The sequence below is a fragment of the Nocardioides sp. BP30 genome, from assembly GCF_029873215.1.
GTDB lineage: Bacteria > Actinomycetota > Actinomycetes > Propionibacteriales > Nocardioidaceae > Nocardioides.
Genome location: NZ_CP123620.1, coordinates 533299 through 557249, shown reverse-complemented (window position 1 = coordinate 557249; position 23951 = coordinate 533299). Strand labels below are relative to the sequence as shown.

Sequence of the window (23951 nt, the reverse complement as noted above, 5' to 3'; positions counted from 1 at the left end):
ACCTTTCGGGTGGGCTCTCGAACTGGTTGCAGAACGTAGGTGGTTGCGGTGTATGTTGTCAATGTAGATCAGATTTCTAGACAAACTCTTGGATCAAGGCTTCTCGTGACAGTTGTCGACCCGGCACCGGCCGAACCAGCACCCGCCGCACGCACCAGCACCGGCGCCCCCACGAACACCCCCGCGGACACCCCCGCGGACACCCCCGCAGACACCGGCCTGGCGGTGCTGGACAACCCCGCCTGGCACGCGCTGACCGGACCGCATCAGCGCTTCGCGCAGCGGTACGGCGACGCGGTCCGCTACCAGCCCGACGTCTCGGTGTTCACCGCGCTGCCGGACCGCGCGACCGAGCAGGACTGGCACGACCTGGCCCGTCTCGTCGGTCCCGGAGAGATCGTCCCGGTCACCGGTACGTCGGTCGAGCCCCCGGCCGGCTGGGAGGTCGTCGAGAGCGGGCGAGGCGTGCAGATGATCGCCGAGTCGCTCGTGCCCGAGCCCGATCCGGAGGCAGTGGTGCTGGGCGCCTCGGACGTACCGGAGATGCTGGCGCTGGTGGAGCGCACCAAGCCGGGTCCGTTCAAGCGGCGCACGGTCGAGCTCGGCACCTATCTCGGCATCCGGCGCGAGGGTCGCCTGGTGGCGATGGCGGGCCAGCGGCTACGGCCACCGGGCTGGACCGAGATCAGCGCGGTCTGCACCGATGCCGATGCCCGGGGCCAGGGCCTCGCCGGCCGGCTGGTCCGTGCCGTCGCCCACGAGATCGTCGCCCGCGGCGACCGCGTCCTGCTGCATGCCTCGGCGGCGAACACCAACGCCATCCGTCTCTACGAGCAGCTCGGCTTCACGCTGCGCAAGGAGACGACGTTCTCCGCCCTGCGCACCCCGCGCCCCTGACCGCCCCTGACCCCGACACCCGAACCAGGAAGACCATGACTGAGCATCTCCATCTCGCCCTCGCCCTCGACGGTGCCGGCTGGCACCCCGCCGCCTGGCGCGAGGACGACGCCCGTCCCTCCGACCTGCTGCGTCCGTCGTACTGGGTGGACCTGGTCCGGCAGGCCGAGCGCGGTCTCCTCGATCTGGTCACCATCGAGGACGCCCTGCGGCTGCAGTCGGAGGACCCGTTCGCGCCCGACGAGCGCACCGATCGCGTCCGCGGTCGGCTCGACGCCACCCTCATCGCCGCCCGCGTCGCGCCGAGGACCAGTCGCATCGGCCTCGTACCGACGGCGGTGGTCACCCACACCGAGCCGTTCCACCTCTCCAAGGCGATCGCCACCCTCGACTACGCCGCCACCGGCCGCGCCGGCGTGCGGGTCCAGGTCTCGGCCCGCGCTGACGAGGCCGCCCACTTCGGCCGCCGCCGGATCGAGGCGCTCGCCTCCGCCCGCGAGCTGGACTGGTCCGACCCCGAGCTGCGCCGTCGCGTGACCGAGGCCTTCGCGGAGGCCGCCGACTACGTCGAGGTGCTGCGCCGGCTGTGGGACAGCTGGGAGGACGACGCCGAGATCCGCGACGCCGCGACCGGCCGCTTCATCGACAACGCCAAGCTGCACTACATCGACTTCGAGGGCAGCCACTTCTCCGTCAAGGGACCCTCGATCACACCGCGCCCGCCGCAGGGACAGCCGATCGTCGCCGCGCTGGGCCACGCCGAGATCCCCTACCGGCTCATCGCCACCTCCGCCGACCTCGGTCTCGTCACGCCGCACTCGGCGGCCGAGGCGGCCGACATCGTCGGCCAGATCCGTACGGCGCAGGCTGCGGCCGGCCGCGCGGAGGAGACGGTGCATCTCTTCGGGGACCTGGTCGTGGTCCTCGAGGACACCGACGCCGCCGCCCAGGCCCGCAAGCGGCGCCTCGACGAGCGCGCCGGGGCCGCGCTGACCAACGACGCCGAGATCTTCGTCGGCACCCCGGCGGGTCTGGCCGACCTGCTGCAGGAGTGGCAGGCGTCCGGCCTGACCGGCTATCGGCTACGGCCGGCCGCCCTGCCGCGCGACCTCGACCAGATCACCGACGGCCTCGTGCCCGAGCTGCAGCGGCGCGGCGCGTTCCGCACGTCCTACGCGACCGACACGCTGCGCGGCCACCTCGGCCTGTCCCGTCCCGCCAACCGCTACGCGACCGCCCAGTCCGCCTGAGCGACCCAGGAGCCTTCCATGACGAGCAACCCGAGCAAGCCGCTCAAGCAGGTCCACCTCGCCGCCCACTTCCCGGGCGTGAACAACACCACCGTCTGGAGCGACCCCGCCTCCGGCAGCCACATCGAGTTCGAGAGCTTCAGGCGGTTCGCCCAGAGCGCCGAGCGCGGGCTCTTCGACTTCATGTTCCTCGCCGAGGGGCTGCGACTGCGCGAGCAGGGCGGCCGGATCTACGACCTCGACGTCGTCGGCCGGCCCGACACCTTCACCGTGCTCGCCGCGCTGGCCGCCGTCACCGACCACCTCGGCCTGACCGGCACGATCAACTCCACCTTCAACGAGCCCTACGAGGTGGCCCGGCAGTTCGCCAGCCTCGACCATCTCTCGGAGGGGCGCGCCGCCTGGAACGTGGTGACCAGCTGGGACGCCTTCACGGGGGAGAACTTCCGCCGCGGGGGCTACCTGCCGCAAGACCAGCGCTACGAGCGCGCCCAGACGTTCCTCGACACCGCTGTCGAGCTGTGGGACTCCTGGAGCCCCGGCGACGTCGTCGCGGACAAGGCCGGCGGCCGCTTCCTCGGCTCCGCGACGGCCGGTGCGTTCAGCCACCACGACGCCCACTTCGACATCGAGGGTCGGTTCGACGTGCCGCGCAGCCCGCAGGGTCGTCCGGTGATCTTCCAGGCCGGCGAGTCCGAGCAGGGCCGAGAGTTCGCGGCCGCCAGCGCCGACGCGATCTTCTCCCGCTACAGCCAGTACGACGAGGGTCGGGCCTTCTACGACGACGTCAAGGGGCGGCTGGCCAAGTACGGCCGCGACCGCGACGAGCTGCTCATCCTGCCGGCCGCGACCTTCGTGCTCGGCGACACCGACGAGGAGGCCGCCGAGGCCGCTCGCGAGATCCGCTTCCAGCAGGTCTCCCCTGCCACGGCGATCAAGTTCCTCGAGCAGTTGTGGAACACCGATCTCTCCGACCACGACCCGGACGGGCCGCTGCCCTCCTTCGACCCGGTCGAGAGCGATGTCGACGGTCTGATCGCGCAGGGGCGGGCGAGCGTCCGCCAGCACCGGGACCGGCTCGAGGTCGCCGCGCAGTGGCGCGCCAAGGCGGAGGCGGAGAACCTGACCACGCGCGAGCTGATCGTCGAGGTCACCGGTCGGCAGGCGTTCGTGGGCACTCCCCGGACAGTGGCCGAGACGATCAACCGCTTCGTGCAGGACGACGTCGCCGACGGCTTCATCCTGGTCCCGCACATCACGCCGTCGGGCCTGGACCCGTTCGTGGACACGGTGGTCCCGATCCTGCAGGAGCTGGGCGTGCACCGCACCGCCTACGACGGCACCACGCTGCGGGAGAACCTGGGTCTTGCCCACCCCGACCATGCGGCGGCGAAGCGGGCCACCGCGTGAAGTTCATCGCCATCTCGCTGATCGTCCACGCCGCCGATCCGTTCACGGGTGCGCAGAAGTCGACCCACGAGCGGTTCCGGGAGGTGGTGGCGAACGCGGTCCTGGCCGAGGAGCTCGGCTTCGACGGGTTCGGCGTCGGGGAGCGGCACGAGCGGCCGTTCATCTCCTCCTCCCCCACCGTGGTCCTCAGCCACCTCGCCGCCCGGACCGAGCGGATCAGACTCTTCACCGCCGTCACCACCCTCAGCCTGCTCGACCCGGTGCGCGCCTACGAGGACTACGCCACCCTCGACCACCTCTCCGAGGGCCGCCTCGAGCTGATCATCGGCAAGGGCAACGGGGCCGCGCAGCGCGACCTGTTCCAGGTCACCCCCGAGGACCAATGGGACCGCAACGCGGAGTCCTACGAGGTCTTCCGGCGACTGTGGGGGGAGAACAGGATCACCTACGAGACCAGGTTCCGGCCGCCGCTGGTCGAGGCCGAGGTCTGGCCGCGGCCCTACCAGCGGCCGATCCGGATCTGGCACGGCAGCGCGACCTCGCGAGCATCGGTGGACCTGGCCGCCCGCTACGGCGACCCGTTGTTCTCGGCCAACGTCACCCACCCGATCGACCCGTACGCCGAGCTGATCGACCACTACCGCGAGCGCTGGCGGCACTACGGCCACGACCCGGCGCTGGCCACCGTCGGTGCCGGCACCGCCGGGTTCTACGCCGCCCGGACCAGCCAGGAGGCGCTGGAGGCCTACCGGCCCGTCTTCGCCGGCTACCTGGCCTTCCAGGCCAGGCTGGGCGTCGCGCCGGTCTTCGGCACCCTGGAGGACTTCGTCGAGCGCAGCTCGGCGTTGATCGGCAGCCCGCAGCAGGTCATCGACAAGGTCGGCCGCTACCACGAGCGGTTCGGCCACAGCGTGGTCCACCTGAACGCCGATGCCGGCGGCCTGACCGACGCCGAGCATCGCGCCTCGCTCGAGCTGTTCGGCTCCGACATCGCACCGGTGCTGCGCGCGCAGTACCCCGATCCGCCGCTGGGCTGGGGGCCGGGTCCGCTCCTCGAGGACCACCTCGACCCCGACGACGTCCCCGCACCGTTCACCGTCACCGGCTGACGGCCGCTCCTCCCGAAGGGAACCTCCGTGCCAACACCGCTCTCCGTCCTCGACCTGGTGCCGATCTCGTCCGGCTCGACCGCCACCGAGGCGCTGCACCGCACCCTCGACCTCGCCCAGCAGGCCGAGCGCCTCGGCTACGCCCGCTACTGGATCGCCGAGCACCACCTCAACCCCGGCGTCGCCGGCACCTCGCCGGCCGTCGTGCTGGGCTTCCTCGCCCAAGCCACCCGCACCATCCGGCTCGGCTCCGGCGCGGTCCAGATGGGCCACCGCACCGCGCTCGCGACGGTCGAGGAGTTCGGCCTCCTCGACGCGCTGCACCCGGGCCGGTTCGACCTCGGCCTGGGACGCTCCGGCGGCAAGCCGCCGGCGACCGGCCAGCCAGCCGGTGAGCCCTTCGTCGGCCGCACACCCGAGGGTGTGCTGATCCCGCCGAGGTTCTCCTACGCGCACCTGCTCGCCTCGCCGCGGCTGGCGCTGCAGAAGCGGCTGCTGACCCTTCCCGGGGCCCAGTCGCAGGAGTACGCCGAGCAGGTCGACGACGTGCTCGCCCTGATCGACGGCACCTACAAGTCGCCCGAGGGCGAGGAGGCGCACGTCATCCCTGGCGAGCACGCCGACCTGCAGCTGTGGATCCTGGGCAGCAGTGCCGGCGAGAGTGCCGAGGCGGCCGGCCGGCGCGGCATGCGGTTCGCCGCCAACTACCACGTCGCGCCCGCCACCGTCCTCGACGCGGTGCGGTCCTACCGGACCGCGTTCCAGTCCTCGACCGAGCTGCCGGCGCCGTACGTGCTGATCTCTGCCGACGTCGTGGTGGGCCGGACCGAGGAGGAGGCCCGGGAGCTGGCCACCGGCTACGGCCTGTGGGTGCGCAGCATCCGCACCGCCGAGGGCGCCATCCCGTTCCCGACGCCGGACGAGGCCCGGCGCTGGGCGTGGAGCGAGGCCGACCGCGAGCTGGTGCAGGACCGGGTGGACACCCAGTTCGTCGGTACCGCCGAGCAGGTCGCCGATCAGCTCGAGGCCCTGCAGCGTGCCACCGACGCCGACGAGCTGTTGGTCACCACGATCACGCACGGCCACGAGGACCGGGTGCGTTCCTACGAGCTGCTCGCCACGGAATGGGGCCGCCGAGGTCACTGAGACCCCTCCCGGTCGAGGTTACTTGCGGGTACGGTCTCTCCCATGAGCGAGCACGTCGACGTCCTCATCGTGGGAGCCGGGCTGTCCGGCATCGGCGCGGCCGCGCAGCTGCGGCAGGGTCTGCCGGAGCTGTCGGTCGCGGTACTGGAGGGCCGGGAGGCCAGCGGCGGGACGTGGGACCTGTTCCGCTATCCGGGCATCCGCTCGGACTCGGACATGTTCACCTTCGGCTTCAGGTGGCACCCCTGGCCCAGCGATCGCTCGCTGGCGGACGGTCACATGATCCTGGACTACCTGCACACCATCGAGCGGGAGTACGGCGTCGACGAGCTGATCCGCTACCAGCACACCGTCACGGCCGCCGACTGGGACACCGCGGCCAAGCAGTGGACTGTCACCGCCACCACCCCGGAGGGCGAGAAGCGGTTCACCGCCAACTTCCTGTGGGCCTGCGCCGGCTACTACGACTACGACGAGGGCCACAAGCCGCAGTTCCCCGGTCTGGCCGAGTTCGAGGGCACGTTCGTGCACCCGCAGCACTGGCCCGAGGATCTGGACTACACCGGCAAGAAGGTCGTGGTGATCGGGTCGGGCGCCACCGCCGTCACGCTGGTGCCCGCGATGGCGGACCGGGCCGAGCACATCACCATGCTGCAGCGGACACCGACGTACATCATGTCGCGGCCGGCGAAGGACCCGCTCGCCCGTCTCCTGGGCGGCAGCCGGCTGCCCGACTTCGTGCCGTTCAAGGGGCTGCGCCGGAAGGCCGGCTACGAGGCGACCCGCTGGGCCAACATCCTGATCCTGGTCGGCTCCTACCAGCTCTCGCGGCGCAAGCCGGAGCTGATGAAGCGGATGGTCCGCAAGAACGTCGTCGAGCAGCTGACCGCGCGCCCCGGCCAGCCCGGGATGAGCGAGCAGGAGGCGGAGGCGTACGCCGCCGAGCACTTCTCCCCGCCGTACGACCCCTGGGACCAGCGCCTGTGCGTGGTGCCCGACGGCGACCTCTTCCGGGCCATCCGCAAGGGTCGGGCCAGCGTGGTCACCGACCGGATCCGGTCCTTCACCGCCAAGGGCATCGAGCTGGAGTCGGGCGAGACCCTGGAAGCCGACATCGTGATCAGCGCGACCGGCCTGCGGATCAAGCTGTTCGGCGGCGTGCAGGTGCACGTCGACGGGAAGCCGGTGGACGTCTCACAGACGATGTCCTACAAGGCCCTCATGCTCAGCGGCGTGCCGAACTTCGCCTTCACCATCGGCTACACCAACGCCTCGTGGACGCTGAAGGCCGACCTGGTCGGCGAGTTCGTCGTCAAGCTGCTGCGCCACATGCGCTCGCAGGGCTTCACCGAGGCGCTGGTCGAACGGGATCCCAGCGTCGGGGAGCGTCCGTTCATGGACCTGGCCTCGGGCTACATCCAGCGGGCGGCCGAGACGATGCCGCGCCAGGGCGACCGGGCGCCGTGGATGCTCAAGCAGAACTACCTGGCCGACCTGCGGGTGATGGGCCGCGACGTGGAGGACGGGGTCATCCGCTTCTCCTGACACCCGGAGGATCTGCGCGTAACGGCTATGCAGGACACCGTGTCCTGGATAGTGTGGGGTCATCGTCGTCCTCCGGAGGTGTCCGATGGCTCCTGTGACCCTGGCCAAGCGTGTGATCGGTGGCGGTGCCCGCGGCCCTGCGACGGCGCCGCCCGTCCGACGACAGGGCGGGCAGTCCTACGAGGACGTCCTGCGCACGCTGTCGGAGGCGTCGGTCGAGCGGTGCTTCAACGCGTTCCGCGACGTGCCGTGGGACGACCCGGCGTACGCGCTGGTCGAGGACGACGAGCGCTGGATCCTGCCGAGCGTCGATCCGCTCGGCGCACACCCGTGGTACCGATCGCTGTCCCGCGAGCGGCAGATCGAGATCGGCCGGCGCCGGCTCGCGCTGATCACCAAGATCGGCTCGCAGTTCGAGCAGCTGCTGCTCCAGGGCGGCTCCGGTTTCCTGCTGCGCACGCCCAACGACAACCCCGAGTTCCGCTACTTCATGCACGAGCTCACCGAGGAGACCCACCACATCCAGATGTTCCAGGAGTTCACCAACCGGGTCTGTCCCGAGGTGACCGGGGGGCCACGGTGGCTGGTCAACGTGATCCCGCTGGTGGCGCAGTTCGGCTGGATGAGTCCGACGATGTTCTTCACGATCATCCTGGCCGGCGAGGAGCCGATCGACCACGTGCAGAAGGACCTGATGCGCCGTGGCGGCGGTCACCCGCTGCTGCGTCGGATCATGCAGATCCACATCGCCGAGGAGGCCCGCCACATCGGCTTCGCCCACGCCTGGCTGGAGCACCATGTGCCCAACCGCAGCGCCATCGCTCGCGTCTGGCTCGGCATCATGTGGCCGATGTCGCTGCGTCTCGGCGCCGACGTGATCCTGGTGCCGAGCAGGGCCGACCGAGCGTTGATGGGCATCCCCGACGACGTCGCCGCGGAGGTGTGGGGCAACGGTCCGGAGGCGGCCAAGTTCCGCCGGGACCTCTTCTCCGACGTACGGATGCTGGCCGACGAGATCGGCCTGCGCACCCCGCTGACCCGGTGGGCCTGGAGGCTCTGGGGCGTCGACGGCCGGCCGGCGCGGTTCCGCGCCGAGCCGAGCAGTGCGGCCGCCTGAGCGCTGGTCGCTACCCTGGTCCGTCATGGACGGACGCTCGACGCGCTGGGAGGCGCACAACGACGCCCAGCGTGAGCGCATCATCGCGGCCGCCATCGCCCTGTACGACGAGGGCAACGTCAACGCCTCGCTCCAGGAGATCGGCGCCCGCGCGGGACTGAGCAGGTCGGTGCTCTATCGGCAGTTCGAGGACCGCCGGGCCGTCGAGCTGGCGATGGAGCGCCATGTGCTCGCGGGGCTGCTCGAGCGACTGGACGCCTCGTTGGTGCTCGCCGGCACGATCCGCCAGACGCTGCACCGGGTCGCGGCCACCTACATCGACTGGGCCGCCGAGCACCCGCGGCTGCACCAGCTCGCCGACCTCGACGCCGCCGACGGCCCCCTGGGGCAGGCGATCGCGCAGATCGCCGGCCGGATCGCGGAGACGCTCGTCGCCACCTTCCGCGCCGGCGGCGCAGAGGTCAGCGAGGCCGATGTGGCGGCCGCGGACCCGCTGGCGCACGGCCTGGTCGGCGCGGTCTTCGCCACCGTGCGGCGCTGGCTCCAGCTCGGTGCCAAGGTCCCCGACCGCGAGCACCTGACCGACCTGGTCGTGGAGAGCGCCTGGGCGGTCCTCGACGTACGGCTGCGCGCCTACGGCCACGTGCTCGACCCCGACGGTCCGATTCCGACGGGTCGCTAGCGCGCCCGCCGCCCGGTGGGTGCCTCCGTCCGCGATCAGACGCCCAGGAAGCGACCGATGATCTCCTTCTGGATCTCGGTCGTGCCGCCGTAGATCGTCTGGATGCGGCTGTCGACGTACGCCTTCGCGATCGGGTACTCGTTCATGTAGCCGTACCCGCCGTGGATCTGGACGCCTGCGTCCACGACCCGCTTCTGCAGCTCCGTGGTCCACCACTTGGCCATCGAGGCGAGCGAGGTGTCCACCTCACCGGCGTTGAGCTTGAGGATGCAGTCGTTGACGAAGACCCGGGCGATGTGCGCCTCGGTGGCCATCTCGGCGAGCACGAAACGCGTGTTCTGGAAGGACCCGATCGGCCGCCCGAAGGCTTCGCGCGTCTTGGCGTAGTCGAGGCACAGGTCCAGCACCCGCTCGACCGCCGCCACAGCGATGGCCGCCACCGAGACGCGCTCGCGCGGCAGCTCGGTCATCAGGTGCACGAAGCCGCCGTTGAGCTCGCCGAGGAGGTTCTCCTTGGGCACCACGACGTCGTCGAAGACGAGCTCGGCGGTGTCCTGCGCCTTCATGCCCATCTTGTCCAGGTTGCGGCCGCGGCTGAAGCCCTCCATGCCGCGCTCGACCACGAGCAGCGAGATGCCGTGCGCGCCCTTGTCCGGCTCGGTCTTGGCCACCACCACGACGAGGTCGGCATTGATGCCGTTGGTGATGAAGATCTTGGAGCCGTTGAGGACGTAGTGGTCGCCCTTGTCGACGGCCGTCGTGCGCACGCCCTGCAGGTCCGAGCCGGCGCCGGGCTCGGTCATCGCGATCGCTGTGATCAGCTCGCCGCTGACGCAGCCGGGCAGCCAGCGCTGCTTCTGCGCCTCGGTGCCGAGGTGCAGCAGGTAGGGCACCACGATGTCGCTGTGCAACGAGAAGCCGAGACCGCTCGCGCCGATCCGGGTGACCTCCTCGGTGAGCACGGCGTTGAAGCGGAAGTCGTCGATGCCCGCGCCGCCGTACTCCTCCGGGACGTCGAAGCAGAGCAGCCCGGCCCGTCCGGCCGTCGCCCAGACCTCGCGCGGCACGATGCCGTCCTTCTCCCACTGCTCGTGGTGCGGCACCACCTCTCGCTCCAGGAAGGCGCGCGCGCTGGCGCGGAAGTCCTCGTGCTCTGCTTCGTAGATCGACGGCTTGGTCGGCATGGTGCTCCCCCAACAGGTACGACGAGACGGGCCTGCCAGCACTGTGACAGCAGAACTGTCATGTTTCAAGACGGGAGGGTAGGGTCCACCGGCATGGCGCAGACCCGATCCGAGACCGCCGCCGAGCCGACGATGGCGGGGGCCGCCGACGGCATGCTCACCGTCGACGAGCTGGCCGAGGCCACCGGCGTCTCGGTGCGCAACATCCGGTACTACGCCAGCCTGGGGCTGCTGCCCCCTCCCGTCCGGCGCGGGCGGGTCGCCTACTACGGCCCCGAGCACCGCGCCCGCCTCGATCTGACGACGGCGCTGCAGGAGCACGGCTTCACGCTGCAGGCGATCGAGCGCTACCTGGCGCGGCTCCCCGAGGACGTCACCGTGGAGGACCTCGCGATGCAGCGGGCGATGATCACCTCCTGGACGATGCCGGACGCGGACGAGGTGCTGCGCGACATCGGCCGCGAGCTGCGCCGGCTCGGCCTCTCCCGCGATGCCCTGGCCGCCGCGCACGAGCTCACCGAGCGGCACCTCGACGCCCTCGCCGGCGATCTGCGGACGCTGCTCGAGGACGAGGTGCTCGACCCGTGGCGCCGTACGCACCACTCGCCGGGCGAGCTGGCGGTGCTCGAGGAGGGCCTGCCGCGGCTGCGGGGGCTGGTGGTGCAGTCGGTGATGATCTCGTTCCAGACCGCCGTCAACCGCACCATCGGCCGGAGCCTGCGCCGGAGCGTGTGACCCGCGCTACCCGCCCGCCGGTTGACGCTGACAGTAAAGGTGTCAGAATCGTCCCATGGCAGAAGCATTCATCTACGACCACCTGCGGACGCCGCGTGGTCGCGGCAAGAAGACCGGCGCCCTGCACGAGGTCAAGCCCATCGACCTGGTGGTGGGACTGATCGACGAGTTGCGCAAGCGCAACCCCTCGCTCGATGTCGAGCGCATCGACGACGTCGTCCTCGGCGTCGTCAGCCCGATCGGCGACCAGGGCGGTGACATCGCCAAGGCCGCCGCGCTGCGGGCGGGCCTGCCCGAGACGACCGCCGGCGTCCAGCTCAACCGCTTCTGCGCCTCGGGCCTCGAGGCCGTCAACCAGGCCGCGTCGCGCGTGCGCGGCGGCTTCGAGGACCTCATCCTCGCGGGCGGTGTCGAGTCCATGAGCCGGGTGGCGATGGGCTCCGACGGTGGCGCCTGGGCGATGGACCCGGCCACCGCGCTGGCCACCGACTTCGTCCCGCAGGGCATCGGCGCCGACCTGATCGCGACGGTCGAGGGCTGGAACCGCACCGACGTCGACGCCTACGCCGCCGAGTCGCACGCGCGTGCGGCCGCAGCGTGGGAGGCCGGCTACTTCAAGGACGCCGTCATCCCGGTCGCCGACCTCAACGGTCAGCTCGTGCTCGACCGCGACGAGCTGGTCCGTCCCGGCACTACCGTCGAGAGCCTCTCGGGCCTCAAGCCCAGCTTCCTGCAGCACGGCCAGGAGGCCGGCTTCGACGACGTGGCGCTGTCGAAGTACCACTGGCTGGAGAAGATCGACCACGTCCACCACGCCGGCAACAGCTCCGGCATCGTGGACGGCTCCGCACTGATGCTGATCGGCAGCGAGGAGGTCGGCCGCGAGCTCGGCCTGACCCCGCGCGCCAGGATCATCTCCGCAGCCGTCTCGGGCGCCGACCCGACGATCATGCTGACCGGCCCCGCGCCGGCGGCCCGCAAGGCCCTCAAGCGCGCCGGCCTGACGCCGGACGACATCGACCTGTGGGAGATCAACGAGGCGTTCGCCGCCGTCGCGATGCGGTTCATGCGCGACATGGGCATCAGCCACGACATCACCAACGTCAACGGCGGCGCGATCGCCATGGGCCACCCGCTCGGCGCGACCGGCGCGATCATCCTCGGCACGCTCGTCGACGAGCTCCAGCGCCGCGGCCTGCGCCGCGGTCTCGCCACGCTCTGCGTCGGCGGCGGCATGGGCATCGCGACCATCGTCGAGCTCGTCTGACATCACGGATAGGCATACCAAGAGACATGACTGACCAGAACGCCGTCCAGTACGACATCGACGCCGAGGGCATCGTCACGCTGACGCTGGACGACCCCCACCAGAGCGCCAACACGATGAACGAGCTCTACGCGAGCTCGATGAAGGCTGCCGTCGAGCGGCTCTACGAGGACCAGGACAAGGTCACCGGCGTGGTGATCGCCTCGGCCAAGAAGACGTTCTTCGCCGGCGGCGACCTGAAGAACATGATGTCGGCCGGCCCCGAGCACGCGGCCGAGATCTTCGCCGAGGTCGAGGGCATCAAGGCCACGCTGCGCAGGCTGGAGACCTTCCCGAAGCCGGTCGTCGCCGCGATCAACGGCGCCGCCCTCGGTGGCGGCCTGGAGATCGCCCTGGCGAGCAACCACCGCATCGCCGTCGACGGGCGCTACGAGATCGGCCTGCCCGAGGTCACTCTCGGGCTGCTGCCCGGTGGCGGTGGCGTCACCCGCACGGTGCGGATGTTCGGCATCATCACCGCGCTCACCGAGATCCTCGGTACCGGCACCCGGTTCAAGCCGGCCGCGGCCCAGGCCAAGGGGCTGGTGGACGAGCTCGTCGCGACCCAGGACGAGCTGATCCCGGCCGCCAAGGCCTGGATCAAGGCCAACCCCGACGAGGCCGCCCAGCCGTGGGACAAGCCGGGCTTCAAGCTGCCCGGCGGCAGCCCCACCTCGCCGTCACTCGCCGCGTTCCTGCCGGCTCTCGCCCCGATCCTGCGCAAGCAGCTCAAGCAGAGCGACATGCGTGCACCCAAGGCGATCCTCTCGGCTGCCGTCGAAGGCGCCCAGGTCGACTTCGACACCGCCTCCCGGATCGAGTCGCGCTACTTCGTCTCGCTGGTCACCGGCCAGCAGGCCAAGAACATGATCCAGGCGTTCTTCTTCGACCTGGGCTCGATCAACTCCGGCGCGCTGCGTCCCAGCGGCGTCGAGAAGTACCAGCCCACCAAGGCGGTCGTCCTCGGCGCCGGGATGATGGGCGCGGGCATCGCCTACGTACTGGCGCGCGCCGGCGTCGAGGTCGTCCTCAAGGACGTCGCCATCGAGGCGGCCGAGAAGGGCAGGGCCTACACCGCCGGCCTGAACGAGAAGGCCGTCTCGCGCGGCAAGCTCAGCCAGGAGAAGGCCGACGAGATCCTCGGCCGGATCACTGCGACCATCGACCCGGCCGACGCCCGGGGCGCCGACATCGTGGTGGAGGCGGTCTTCGAGGACGTCGCGCTCAAGCAGAAGGTGTTCAACGAGGTCATCCCGTTCCTCGCCGACGACGCGCTGCTGTGCTCGAACACCTCGACGCTGCCCATCACCGAGCTCGCCAAGGGCATCGAGGGCACCGACGCCGCCGGTCGCTTCATCGGTCTGCACTTCTTCTCCCCCGTGGACAAGATGCCGCTGGTCGAGATCATCCGCGGCGCTGAGACCTCCGACGAGGCGCTGGCCAAGGCGTACGACGTCACCCTGGCGATCAAGAAGACCCCGATGATCGCCCACGACTCCCGCGGCTTCTACACCTCGCGCGTGATCGGCACCCAGATCGAGGAGGGCCTGGCGCTGCTGCTGGAGGGCCAGCACCCCTACTCCATCGAGCGGGCGACCACGCAGGCCGGCTACCCCGTCGGGCCGCTGCAGATCGCCGACGAGCTCAACATGGAGCTCATGGTCAAGATCGCCAAGACCACCCGCGACGCCGCCGGCGTGACCGAGCCGACCGTCACCGAGCAGGTCTGCGGCCGGATGATCGAGGCGGGCCGGCCGAGCAAGCTCAAGGGGGCCGGCTTCTACGAGTACACCGACGGGAAGCGCGGCTCCCTGTGGACCGGCCTCTCGGAGCTGTTCCCGGTCGCGGAGAAGCAGTACCCGCTCCAGGACATGAAGGACCGCATCCTGTTCCGCGAGGCGATCGAGACGGCCAGGACGTTCGAGGAGGGCGTGGTCACCTCGGCCGCGCACGCCAACATCGGCTCGATCTTCGGGATCGGCTTCCCGCCGGCCACCGGCGGCGCCGCGCAGTTCATCACCGGCTACGAGGCCGCCGACGGTTCGATCGGCATCGAGGCGTTCCTGCGGCGCGCCGACGAGCTGGCGGACACCTACGGTGAGCAGCTGCGCCCCACGCAGTACCTGCGCGACATGGCGAAGAACGGCGAGACCTTCCCCGCCTGACGCCGAGACGTCACCTTCGGGAGGTCGAGACGTCACAACTGGCCCCGTGGGATCCGTCCCACGGGGCCAGCGGCGTCGTGGGGGACCGTCAGAGGACGCGCGCGAGGAACTGACGGGTGCGTTCCTCGCGCGGGGCACCGAAGATCCGGTCCGGCGGCCCCTGCTCGAGGATGCGACCCTGGTCCAGGAAGCACACGGTGGTGGCGATCTCGCGGGCGAACGCCATCTCGTGGGTCGCCAGGATCATCGTCATCCCCGCCTCCGCCTCGGCCCGGACGATCTCCAGCACCTCGCCGACCAGCTCGGGATCGAGCGCGGCCGTGATCTCGTCCAGGAGCAGCAGCCGCGGCCGGGTGCACAGCGCGCGCACAAGCGCCACCCGCTGCTGCTGGCCGCCGGAGAGCGCGTCGGGATACGCCGCAGCCTTGTCGCCCAGACCGAACCGCTCCAGCAGCTCCAGCGCCCGCGACCGGGCCTCGGCCTTCGGCACCTGGTGCACCAGCGACTGGGCGAGCGTGCAGTTGTCCAGCACGGTCAGGTGCGGGAACAGGTTGTAGGCCTGGAACACCATGCCGATGTCGCGGCGTACGGTCCTGGGGTCGACCCGCGGATCGGAGATCTCGGTGCCGTCGAAGGTGATCACGCCGTCCTGGATCTCCTCCAGGAGGTTGAGGCAGCGCAGCAGCGTGGACTTGCCGGAGCCGGACGCCCCGATCAGGCAGACCACGTCGTGTGCAGCGACCGAGAGCGAGATGTCGTGCAGGACGACACGCTCGGCTCCCGACCCTGCCGAGGGGTAGGTCTTGCGCAGGTTGTCGACCCGGAGGATCGGGGCCGGCGGCTGGCTCATCGACCCTGCTCCCGTCGGATCTGGCGCAGCATCAGCCAGTCGGTGAGCCGGGTCAGCGGCACAGCGATGACGAGGAAGTACAGCGCCGTCACCAGCAGCGACGTGCCGTTGAAGTGGTAGCCCTGCCAGTCGCTGGCTGCTCGCAGAGCCTCCCAGACGCCCAGCGTGGAGAGCAGCGCTGTGTCCTTCTGCAGCGAGACGAGGTCGTTCATCAGCGGCGGCACCGACCGGCGGACGGCCTGGGGGAAGATCACCCTCCACATCGCCTGGGTCCGGGACAGACCGAGCGCCTCGGCCGAGGACCACTGCGTCGGGTGCACCGCCAGGATGCCCGCGCGCAGCACCTCGGCGACGTAGGCGCCGTAGCACAGGATCAGGGAGATCGTGCCCAGCCAGAACAGCGACGTGGGCACGCCGTTGAGCTGGAGCGCGGGCGTGCCGACCCCGATGATCACGACGACGACGATCGAGGGGATCCCGCGGAAGAGGTCGGTGTAGACCACCGAGACCAGCCGCAAGGGCGCGAGCCACGGCGAGCGCGATTGCCGGCAGACGGCAACGAGGGAGGCGAAGACCAGCACGCACGGCTCGGCGACCAGGAAGACCCGGATGTTGAACCAGAAGCCGCGGCTCACCGACGGGAAAGCGCCTTTGAAGTCGGACCAGGACAGGAAGTAGTCGCGGAACGCCGGCCAGCCCGGCGAGGTCAGGAAGACCGCCAGGACCGCGCCCAGGACGACGATGGTGACCACGGTGGCGAGCACCGCCCGCCGTCGGCGCATGCTCGCCGCGATGCGCGCCCGCTGGAGCTGGTGCGGGCTCGGGGTCCAGCCCCGGTCCGCGTCGGCGACTGCCTCGGTGCTCACTTCAGGACCGGCACGCTCTCCATGTTGGCGAGCCACTGCTGCTGGAGCTGGTCGAGGGTGCCGTTGCTCTTCAGCGTGGCGAGCGCCTGGTCGACGCAGGTGACCAGCGGGTTGCCCTTGGCGAAGAGCAGGCCGAACTCCTCCGGCTCGCTGTTGGAGAACCGGCCGGCGACAGTGCTGCCCTTGATCTCGCTGGAGATGTAGTCGGCGCTGGGCAGGTCGGTGACCAGCCCGTCGATCTGGCCGTGCAGCAGGGCCTGCTTGGCCTGGTCGTCGGTGTCGAAGACCAGCGGCTGGCTGCTCGGCTGCACGTCGTCGCGGATGGCGGTCAGGCTGGTGGTCGCGGTCTCGGCGCCGAGCTTGAGGCTCTTGAGCCCGGCCAGGCTGGAGGCCTTGTCCTTGTTCTTGTCCAGCGTGATGACGGCCTGGTCGGCGGTGTAGTAGCCGTCGGAGAAGGTGGCGACCTTCGCGCGCTCGGGCGTGATCGAGATCTGGTTGATGTCGAAGTCGAACTTCTTCGCGCCCGGCGTGTAGGAGGTGTTGAACGCCTGCTTGGTCCAGGTCACCTGGTCGGCGCTGAAGCCCAGCTGCTTGGCCACCGCGTAGGCGACCGCCGACTCGAAGCCCTGGCCGTTGCTCGGGTCGTCCTTCTTGAACCACGGCGCGTACGCCGGCGAGTCGGTGGCCACCGTCAGCTTGCCCGGGCTGTACAGGTGCAGGTCGGCCGGCGCGCAGGAGGCGGCGCTCGCGCTGGAGGCCGAGCCGGTGGACGCGGAGCCGGTGGACGCGGAGCCACCCGCGTCGGTGGCCGAGTCGTTCTTGGCGGAGCAGGCGGCGAGGCTCGCGGCGGTCAACACGACGGCGACGAGGGCGGCGGAGGAACGCAGACGCATGGCCGCATCGTACGGCGCGAGCAGGTTTCTCTACCCATCCGCTTCTCATTCCGGGCCCAGGCGCGGTGCAGCCACCCTCGCCGATCCGGTTACCAGCAAGTAACCTCTGCTCATGCCGTACGACCACCTCCTCGCTCCGATCACGATCGGCGACCTCTCCCTGCGCAACCGCGTCGTGATGGGCTCGATGCACACCGGTCTGGAGGACCACGTGCGTGACATCCCCAGGCTCGCCGCCTACTTCGCCGCGCGCGCCCGCGGCGGCGTCGGCCTGATCGTCACCGGCGGCTACGCCCCCAACAAGCGCGGCTGGCTCAAGCCGCTCGCCGCCGAGATGAGCTCACGGCTGCACGCCGCCCGACACCGCGAGGTGACCGAGGCGGTGCACGCCGAGGGCGGCGCCATCGCCCTGCAGGTGCTGCACGCCGGCCGCTACGCCTACGTGCCCTGGTCGGTCTCGGCCAGCGCCGTCAAGGCACCGATCAACCCGTTCAAGCCGCACGCCCTCTCCGCCAGGGCCGTCGAGAGCACCATCGACGACTTCGCCCGCAGCATCGCGCTGGCCCGCAAGGCCGGCTACGACGCGGTCGAGATCATGGGCTCCGAGGGCTACCTGATCAACCAGTTCCTCGCCGAGCGGACCAACCAGCGCACCGACCGCTGGGGAGGTACGGCGAGCAACCGGCAGCGCTTCCCCGTCGAGATCGTGGCTCGCGCCCGGGAGCTGGTGGGCGCCGACTTCCCGATCATGTTCCGGCTCTCCCTCATCGATCTGGTCGAGGGCGGCCAGACGTGGGACGAGACGATGGATCTCGCCTACGCGCTCCAGGACGCCGGCGTCAGCGTGCTCAACACCGGGATCGGCTGGCACGAGGCCCGGGTGCCGACCATCATCACCCAGGTCCCCCGCGGCGCGTGGCTCGACTTCACCGCGCGGTTGCGCGCGGAGGTCGACGTACCGGTCTGCGCCTCCAACCGGATCAACACCCCCGAGCTGGCCGACGCGGCGATCGCCGAGGGGAAGGCGGACCTGGTCTCGATGGCGCGTCCGCTGCTCGCCGACCCCGAGTTCGTGGCGAAGGCGGCCGAGGATCGCGCGGACGAGATCAACACCTGCATCGCCTGCAACCAGGCCTGCCTCGACCACGCCTTCAGCAACAAGGCCGCCTCCTGCCTGGTCAACCCGCGGGCCTGCCGCGAGACCACGCTGGTGCTCACCCCGACCCGGACCCGCAAGCGGGTGGCGGTCGTGGGCGCCGGTCCGGCCGGCCTGGCCGCCGCGGTGTCGGCGGCCGAGCGCGGGCTGGACGTGACGCTGTTCGAGAAGGGCGAGGCGATCGGCGGCCAGTTCCGGCTCGCGATGGCGGTCCCCGGCAAGGAGGACTTCACCGACACGCTGCGCTACTTCGGCCGCCGGCTGGAGGTGCTCGGCGTCGACGTACGGCTCAAGACCGAGGCCACCCACGCCGACCTGGAGCACTACGACGAGGTCGTCGTCGCCACCGGCGTGACACCCCGCCTCCCCGTCCTCGACGGGATCGACCTGCCCGGCGTCGTGTCGTACGCCGACGTGCTCTCGGGCCGGGTCGAGCCGGGACGGCGGGTGGCGGTGATCGGCGCCGGCGGGATCGGCGTCGACGTGTCCACGTGGCTCACCCACGAGCCGGAGACCCTCGACGAGTGGATGGCGCACTGGGGCGTGGGTGACCCGGCGTACCACCGCGGCGGCCTGATGGAGCCGGAGCCGCTGACCCCGGCCCGACAGGTCACACTGCTGCAGCGCAAGACGACGCCGATCGGCATCGGGCTGGGCAAGACCTCCGGCTGGGCGCACCGCGCGCGGCTCAAGCAGGAGGCGGTGCGGATGGTGAGCGGTGCGGCGTACGAGGGGATCGAGGCCGGCGAGGACGGCGACCTGGTGCTGCGCTACCAGGTGGACGGCGAGTCGCGGACGCTGAGCGTCGACACCGTGGTGCTGTGCGCGGGCCAGGAGTCGGTCCGCGACCTGTGGCGGGAGAGCGCCGGCTGGCACCTGATCGGCGGGGCCGACGTGGCGGCGGAGTTGGACGCGAAGCGGGCGATCGAGCAGGGCACCCGCGTCGCCGCGGCGCTCTGAGCAGGCGGGGTCTGTCGATAGTCTCGGTCGCGTGGACTGCCTCTTCTGCGCGATCGTGGCCGGCGACATCCCCTCGACAAGGGTCTACGAGGACGAGCTGACCTACGCCTTCATGGACATCTCCCCCGCCTCCGAGGGTCATCTGATCGTGGTGCCCAAGCGGCACTCGCGCGACATCTTGGAGATCGACGCCGAGGACCTGACAGCGGTGGCACTGACCGGCCAGCGGCTCGCCCGCCGGGTCACCGAGGTGCTGGGCGCCGACGGGGTGAACCTGCTCAACAACCGCGGCGAGCACGCCTGGCAGACGGTCTTCCACTTCCACCTGCACGTCATCCCGCGCTACGCCGACAAGTCGCGTGACCGGCTGCAGCTGCCGTGGGTGCCCGAGCCCGGCGATCCCGACGCCATCCGGGCGATGGGGGCCAGGCTCACGTTGGGGTAGTCCGGGGCGCAGATCAGGGGTCGTCGTCCGATCGGGCTGAGATACGCCCCGGACTACCCCAGCAGGTGCTGCTCCTGCGCTGCGATCACACCCGCGTACCACTCGAAGGAGCGCTTGGGCGTCCGGGTGCCGCTCGCGTGATCGACGTGGACCAGCCCGTAGCGCTGGCGGAAGCCCTCGTCCCAGTCCCAGCCGTCGAGCAGGTGCCCGACGAAGTAGCCCCGGATGTCGACGCCCCGACGGCAGGCCTGCGCGACCGCCTCCAGGTGGCCGTCGAGGTAGTCGATCCGCGGCTGGTCGTCCACCACGCCGTGCTGGTCGGGACCGATGCCGTAGGAGGCGCCGTTCTCGGTGATGACGAACGGCGGTAGCGCGGCCCGGAACCGCGCCCGGGTCAGGATCAGCCATTCCCGCAGCGCGGAGGGTACGACCGGCCAGCCCCTGTCCGTCAGGGGGTAGCCCAGCAGCGGTGTGACCTCGAAGGGCACGTCGCCGTCACCGTCCTCCGGGCTGGCCGCGACCCGCCAGGGATGGGAGTAGTTCACCCCGTAGAAGTCGAGCGGCTGTCGGATCGTGGCCAGGTCGCCGTCCTCGACGATCTCCTCGGCCAGCGGCTGCAGGTCGATCGGGTAACGGCCCAGCAGCATCGACTCCAGGAACAGGCCGTTCCACAGGCTGTCGAGCAGCTTGGTGGCACCGATGTCGGCGGGGTCCTCCGAGGCCGGCCACATCGGCGCGTGGCTGTTCGCGCAGCCGACGTCGTGTGCTCCCGCGGAGCGCAGCGCGATCACCGCCCGTCCGTGGGCGACCAGCAGGCTGTGTGCCGCGGCGGCGGCACCGAAGATCAGCTCGCGACCGGGTGCCCACCGCCCGGTGCCGTAGCCCTGGTAGGCGGCTGTGCCGGGTGCCTGGATCGGCACCCACGAGGCGACCCTGTCAGCGAACCGCTGCCCGAGGAGCTCGGCGTACGTCGCGAACGCGTCGATGGTGGCGCGGTTGAGCCACCCGCCGTCGTCCTCCAGCGCCTGCGGGAGGTCGTGGTAGTACAGCGTCGCCATCGGCGAGATACCGGCGTCGAGCAGGGCGTCGAGATAGCGGTCGTAGTGCTCGACGGCCTGAGGGTTCAGCGGTCCGCGTCCGCTCGGTTGGAACCGCGACCAGGGGAAGGAGAAGCGGTGCGCGCCGACACCGAGCCGGCGCAGCAGGGCGATGTCCTCGCCATAGCGGCGGTAGCTGTCGCACGCCACCGTCGCGTCGCTGCCGTCGGCGATGACGCCGGGCCGACGGGCGAAGGCGTCCCAGATGTTCGGGCCGCGTCCGTCCTCGGCGACAGCGCCCTCGACCTGATAGGCCGCCGCGACGGTCCCGAACCGGAAGCCCACTGGGAGCTGAGGTGCAACCACGGGCACAATCTTCCCTGTGACGGTCGCGATCCGCCGAGGAAACTCCCGATTCTTGGAGCGTGTTGCCGCACGAGCCACCTGGCACGCGCTGTCCTTCGGCGAGCACTACGACCCGGATCGACTGCGGTGGGGCCCGATCGTGTGCCACGACGAGCACCTCCTGGGTCGCGGCCAGGGCTTCGCGACCCACCGCCACGACGAGCTCGAGATCGTCACCTGGGTCCTGAGCGGCGCCGTCACCCACGAGGACACGCTCGGCTCCGCCGTCACCCTGACGCCGGGCGCCGTCGGACACCTCACCGCGGGCACGGGCGTGTCGCACAGCGAGGTCGCCGCCGCTCCGCAGACCCGGTTCGTGCAGGTGTGGCTGGCGCCGCAGGGGCCCGGGCGGACCCCGGCGTACTCCTCCACGGAGGTGGCCATCGAGCCCGGCCGGCTCTGCGACGTGCTGCGTCCCGACGCCGGCGCCACGTTCTCGGTCGCCCGGCTGGCCGCCGGCGAGAGCATCACCGTCCCACCCGCGGACCTGCGCCACCTGTACGTCGCCACCGGGGCGCTCCTGCGCTCCTCGCTCGCCGAGCCGCTCTCCGCGGGCGATGCGTTCGTGATCGACGGCGAGGACGCCCAGACCCCCGTCGACATCACCGCAGCGGTGCCCACCGAGCTGCTGGTCTGGCGCTTCCGGTGAGGATCGAGCACCGCTGCGGCCCGCCCGTTGTTTTACCTCAAACCGGCCCCTGCGCCGGGGCCGGCATGCCAGGGTGAAGACTGTGTCGATGACCGACCCGACGAGGCCCACGGCGGCGCTCCCGCCGGACGCGACGCCGCCGACGTTCGCCGGACCGGTCGCCGCAGCCTGGGCCCTCGTCCGCACCGGCCGGATCCGGCTTGCCGTCGAGGAGCTGCACGCGCTGCAGCGCGCCGAGTCGGCTGCGACGCTGACCTCGCCGCAGCTCGCGCTCGCCATGCTCCTCCAGGTCGAGCTCGATCTGGCCGCCGGGGAGGTCGCCGCCGCGACCGGCCACCTCGGTCCTCTGACCGCTCTGACCGGCGAGGTGGAGGCGCTCGCCGCCGAGCTCGCCAGCGGTGAGGCGGCCGCTGCGTACGGCGACCATGCGGACGCTCGCGACCACTTCCTGGCGGCGGGTGCGATGCCGGGTGCCGAGGAGGTCCTGGTCCGACCGTGGTGGGTCGGCGCCGTGCCGGCCCTGGTGCGGACCGGTCGCCGGCGCGAGGGCGCCGAGCTCGCCCGGGAGCACGTCGCGCGCGCCGAGGAGTCGCGCGACCCCTTCACCCTCGCGCACGGCCTGCGCGCCCTGGCCACCGCCGACACCTGCCGCGACCCGCTCGGCATGCTGCGCCGTGCTCGCCAGCTCGCCGGTGTCTCGGGCAGCCGCCGTCTGGCCGTCCAGCTCGACAGCGACATCGCCGCGCTCACCATCCTCTCCCCCGGGACGCCCGGGCCGGAGATCGTGCCGATGCTGCGCGAGGCCGAGAGCTATGCCGGCGAGGAGGGACTGTGGCCGCTGCACGCCCGGGTGGTCGCGCTGCTGGCCAGGGTCGGCGAGGCGGCCCGGCCGCTCGCCGGCCGGACCCTCGACGTCCTCACACCCGCCGAGCAGCGCGTGGTCCGGCTCGCCGCGAGCGGCCTGACCAACCGGCAGGTGGCGGCCGAGCTCGGCGTCAGCATCAAGGGCGTGGAGTGGCACCTGTCGCGGGTCTACCGCAAGCTCGGCATCCCCTCTCGGGAGGCGCTGGTCACGCTGCTCGGCCCCCAGCTGCCCGACGCCGACTGACCGGCCGCCGATCCGCGCCGGGAGCGATCAGCCGAACCAGTGCATCGAGCGGCCATGGCCGTGCGTGTGCGCCACCGCCCGGCCGTCGATGCCCAGCACGAAGGTCGGCTTCGCCGCCGGGATCTCGGGTCCGGAGGCCGTCACGCCGGGCAGCACCGTCTTGCTCTCGTTGCTGACCCAATGGCAGGCGCCCTCGGCGACCAGTCCGCGCATCAACCGGTCGAAGCGCTCACGCTCGGCCGGCTCGAGGTAGGCGATCACCGCGCTGTGGAAGACCACGACGGTGCCGTGCCCCGAGGCCTCCCGCACCATCCTCGGCAGCTCCGCGATCAGGTCACCGGCGACGAGCCGCGGCGGGTCGTCCCTCGCGACGCCCACGGCCTGGCGAAGGCGCGTACGCCGGTCGTCGTGCTCGGGCCACACCAGCTGCTCCAACCAGCCCATCTGGTCAGCGTCCGTCACGGCGAGCGGGTGCAGGTCGATGCCGCCGCGCCAGCCGATCGAAGGGAGCTCGGCGGGCAGCGGCGCCGTACCTTTGACCCGGCAGGAGAGTCGCGGCTCCGCGCCGAGCAGCACCTCGCCGGTGTCGGTCTGCCATGCGTAGCCCCACCGGTCGGGGTAGAGGCACAGCCCCGCCGAGGCGCCGGCCTCCAGCAGCGCGAGTGGCCGGCCCGGCTGCTCCTGCTCGGCGGCGATCCGGGCGAAGGCCGGCACCAGGGTCGCCAACCGGCCGACCTCGTTGGTCTGGGTGGCCCGCGCCAGGATGGTCGCCCGGATCGGGCCGGCGGCTCCGTCGGCGAGCAGCGCCTCGCGCAGGTTCCGGTAGGGACCGGGAGCCGGGACGCCGTGCCACCGGGCGGCGGCGAAGACGAGGTTGGGCTGCTGCTTGATCCCGGGGAGGCTGCCGATCCAGGCCACCACCTCGGGGTCCTCGACGACCGCCTCGGCCCAGGACCGGAAGGTCGCCGAGTCCGCACCGACCTCCCGGGCGAACGCCGCGTAGGCGTCGATCACGTCGGCATAGGGCTCCATGGCC

At 71.2% G+C, this 23951-nt stretch carries 21 protein-coding genes; 15 read left to right on the top strand and 6 right to left on the bottom strand.

Annotation, left to right across the window (positions count from 1 at the left end; all coding sequences use genetic code 11):
• Nucleotides 1-105 precede the first annotated feature (105 nt).
• From P5P86_RS02520 to P5P86_RS02485, 8 genes are all read left to right on the top strand, one after another.
• On the top strand, nt 106-897 hold the full coding sequence (locus P5P86_RS02520; RefSeq protein ID WP_280609706.1) for a GNAT family N-acetyltransferase: 792 nt from the start codon (nt 106-108) through the stop codon (nt 895-897).
• A 35-nt stretch (nt 898-932) separates the two neighbouring features.
• Nucleotides 933-2147, top strand: a complete 1215-nt coding sequence (locus P5P86_RS02515) for an LLM class flavin-dependent oxidoreductase (protein ID WP_280609705.1) — start codon at nt 933-935, stop codon at nt 2145-2147.
• A gap of 18 nt (nt 2148-2165) precedes the next feature.
• The gene (locus tag P5P86_RS02510; protein ID WP_280609704.1) at nt 2166-3557 is read left to right on the top strand and encodes an NtaA/DmoA family FMN-dependent monooxygenase; all 1392 of its coding nucleotides are present in this window, start codon (nt 2166-2168) and stop codon (nt 3555-3557) included.
• Nucleotides 3554-4666, top strand: a complete 1113-nt coding sequence (locus P5P86_RS02505) for an LLM class flavin-dependent oxidoreductase (protein WP_280609703.1) — start codon at nt 3554-3556, stop codon at nt 4664-4666. The genes P5P86_RS02510 and P5P86_RS02505 overlap by 4 nt, the downstream gene beginning before the upstream one ends.
• Nucleotides 4667-4693: 27 nt before the next feature.
• On the top strand, nt 4694-5812 hold the full coding sequence (locus P5P86_RS02500; protein WP_280609702.1) for an LLM class flavin-dependent oxidoreductase: 1119 nt from the start codon (nt 4694-4696) through the stop codon (nt 5810-5812).
• 42 nt (nt 5813-5854) lie between these two features.
• Nucleotides 5855-7357 (top strand): flavin-containing monooxygenase, encoded by a 1503-nt coding sequence (locus tag P5P86_RS02495; RefSeq protein ID WP_280609701.1) that lies wholly within the window; start codon nt 5855-5857, stop codon nt 7355-7357.
• 85 nt (nt 7358-7442) lie between these two features.
• Complete coding sequence (locus tag P5P86_RS02490) at nt 7443-8474, top strand: AurF N-oxygenase family protein (protein ID WP_280609700.1); 1032 nt, start codon at nt 7443-7445, stop codon at nt 8472-8474.
• Nucleotides 8475-8499: 25 nt separating this feature from the next.
• A complete protein-coding gene (locus P5P86_RS02485) occupies nt 8500-9156 on the top strand; it encodes a TetR/AcrR family transcriptional regulator (RefSeq protein ID WP_280609699.1) in 657 nt (218 codons plus the stop codon).
• 35 nt (nt 9157-9191) lie between these two features.
• Here the strand turns inward: P5P86_RS02485 and P5P86_RS02480 are convergent, their stop codons facing one another.
• On the bottom strand, nt 9192-10340 hold the full coding sequence (locus tag P5P86_RS02480; RefSeq protein WP_280609698.1) for an acyl-CoA dehydrogenase family protein: 1149 nt from the start codon (nt 10338-10340) through the stop codon (nt 9192-9194).
• 93 nt (nt 10341-10433) lie between these two features.
• On the opposite strand from P5P86_RS02480, the gene P5P86_RS02475 reads away from it, so the two are divergent.
• Genes P5P86_RS02475 through P5P86_RS02465 form a run of 3 tightly spaced genes read left to right on the top strand, consistent with a single transcriptional unit; the run spans nt 10434 to nt 14546 of the window.
• Nucleotides 10434-11075 carry a MerR family transcriptional regulator gene (locus P5P86_RS02475; RefSeq protein ID WP_280609697.1) on the top strand — a complete coding sequence of 214 codons (642 nt, stop codon included), beginning with the start codon at nt 10434-10436 and terminating at the stop codon, nt 11073-11075.
• Between the two features lie 55 nt (nt 11076-11130).
• The gene (locus tag P5P86_RS02470; protein WP_280609696.1) at nt 11131-12342 is read left to right on the top strand and encodes an acetyl-CoA C-acetyltransferase; all 1212 of its coding nucleotides are present in this window, start codon (nt 11131-11133) and stop codon (nt 12340-12342) included.
• A gap of 26 nt (nt 12343-12368) precedes the next feature.
• Nucleotides 12369-14546 carry a 3-hydroxyacyl-CoA dehydrogenase NAD-binding domain-containing protein gene (locus tag P5P86_RS02465; RefSeq protein WP_280609695.1) on the top strand — a complete coding sequence of 726 codons (2178 nt, stop codon included), beginning with the start codon at nt 12369-12371 and terminating at the stop codon, nt 14544-14546.
• Between the two features lie 88 nt (nt 14547-14634).
• On the opposite strand, the gene P5P86_RS02460 is transcribed toward P5P86_RS02465, so the two are convergent.
• Genes P5P86_RS02460 through P5P86_RS02450 form a run of 3 tightly spaced genes read right to left on the bottom strand, consistent with a single transcriptional unit; the run spans nt 14635 to nt 17155 of the window.
• Nucleotides 14635-15396, bottom strand: coding sequence for an amino acid ABC transporter ATP-binding protein (locus P5P86_RS02460; RefSeq protein WP_280609694.1), 762 nt, complete (start codon nt 15394-15396; stop codon nt 14635-14637).
• Nucleotides 15393-16262 carry an amino acid ABC transporter permease gene (locus P5P86_RS02455; RefSeq protein ID WP_280609693.1) on the bottom strand — a complete coding sequence of 290 codons (870 nt, stop codon included), beginning with the start codon at nt 16260-16262 and terminating at the stop codon, nt 15393-15395. Before P5P86_RS02455 ends, P5P86_RS02460 begins: the two co-directional genes overlap by 4 nt.
• Nucleotides 16259-17155 (bottom strand): ABC transporter substrate-binding protein, encoded by an 897-nt coding sequence (locus tag P5P86_RS02450; RefSeq protein ID WP_280609692.1) that lies wholly within the window; start codon nt 17153-17155, stop codon nt 16259-16261. Before P5P86_RS02450 ends, P5P86_RS02455 begins: the two co-directional genes overlap by 4 nt.
• 112 nt (nt 17156-17267) lie before the next feature.
• On the opposite strand from P5P86_RS02450, the gene P5P86_RS02445 reads away from it, so the two are divergent.
• Nucleotides 17268-19271, top strand: a complete 2004-nt coding sequence (locus P5P86_RS02445) for an NADPH-dependent 2,4-dienoyl-CoA reductase (RefSeq protein WP_280609691.1) — start codon at nt 17268-17270, stop codon at nt 19269-19271.
• Nucleotides 19272-19302: 31 nt separating this feature from the next.
• Nucleotides 19303-19716 (top strand): HIT family protein, encoded by a 414-nt coding sequence (locus P5P86_RS02440; RefSeq protein ID WP_280609690.1) that lies wholly within the window; start codon nt 19303-19305, stop codon nt 19714-19716.
• Nucleotides 19717-19769: 53 nt separating this feature from the next.
• On the opposite strand, the gene P5P86_RS02435 is transcribed toward P5P86_RS02440, so the two are convergent.
• Nucleotides 19770-21119, bottom strand: a complete 1350-nt coding sequence (locus tag P5P86_RS02435; protein ID WP_280609689.1) for a glycoside hydrolase family 1 protein — start codon at nt 21117-21119, stop codon at nt 19770-19772.
• 52 nt (nt 21120-21171) lie between these two features.
• Between P5P86_RS02435 and P5P86_RS02430 the strand changes: the two genes are divergently transcribed.
• Nucleotides 21172-21807 carry a pirin family protein gene (locus P5P86_RS02430; RefSeq protein WP_280609688.1) on the top strand — a complete coding sequence of 212 codons (636 nt, stop codon included), beginning with the start codon at nt 21172-21174 and terminating at the stop codon, nt 21805-21807.
• Nucleotides 21808-21895: 88 nt separating this feature from the next.
• Entirely contained in the window at nt 21896-22915 is a 1020-nt protein-coding gene (locus P5P86_RS02425; protein ID WP_280609687.1) for a helix-turn-helix transcriptional regulator, read from the top strand.
• Between the two features lie 27 nt (nt 22916-22942).
• Here the strand turns inward: P5P86_RS02425 and P5P86_RS02420 are convergent, their stop codons facing one another.
• Nucleotides 22943-23947, bottom strand: coding sequence for a DUF2332 domain-containing protein (locus tag P5P86_RS02420; protein ID WP_280609686.1), 1005 nt, complete (start codon nt 23945-23947; stop codon nt 22943-22945).
• Nucleotides 23948-23951 lie beyond the last annotated feature (4 nt).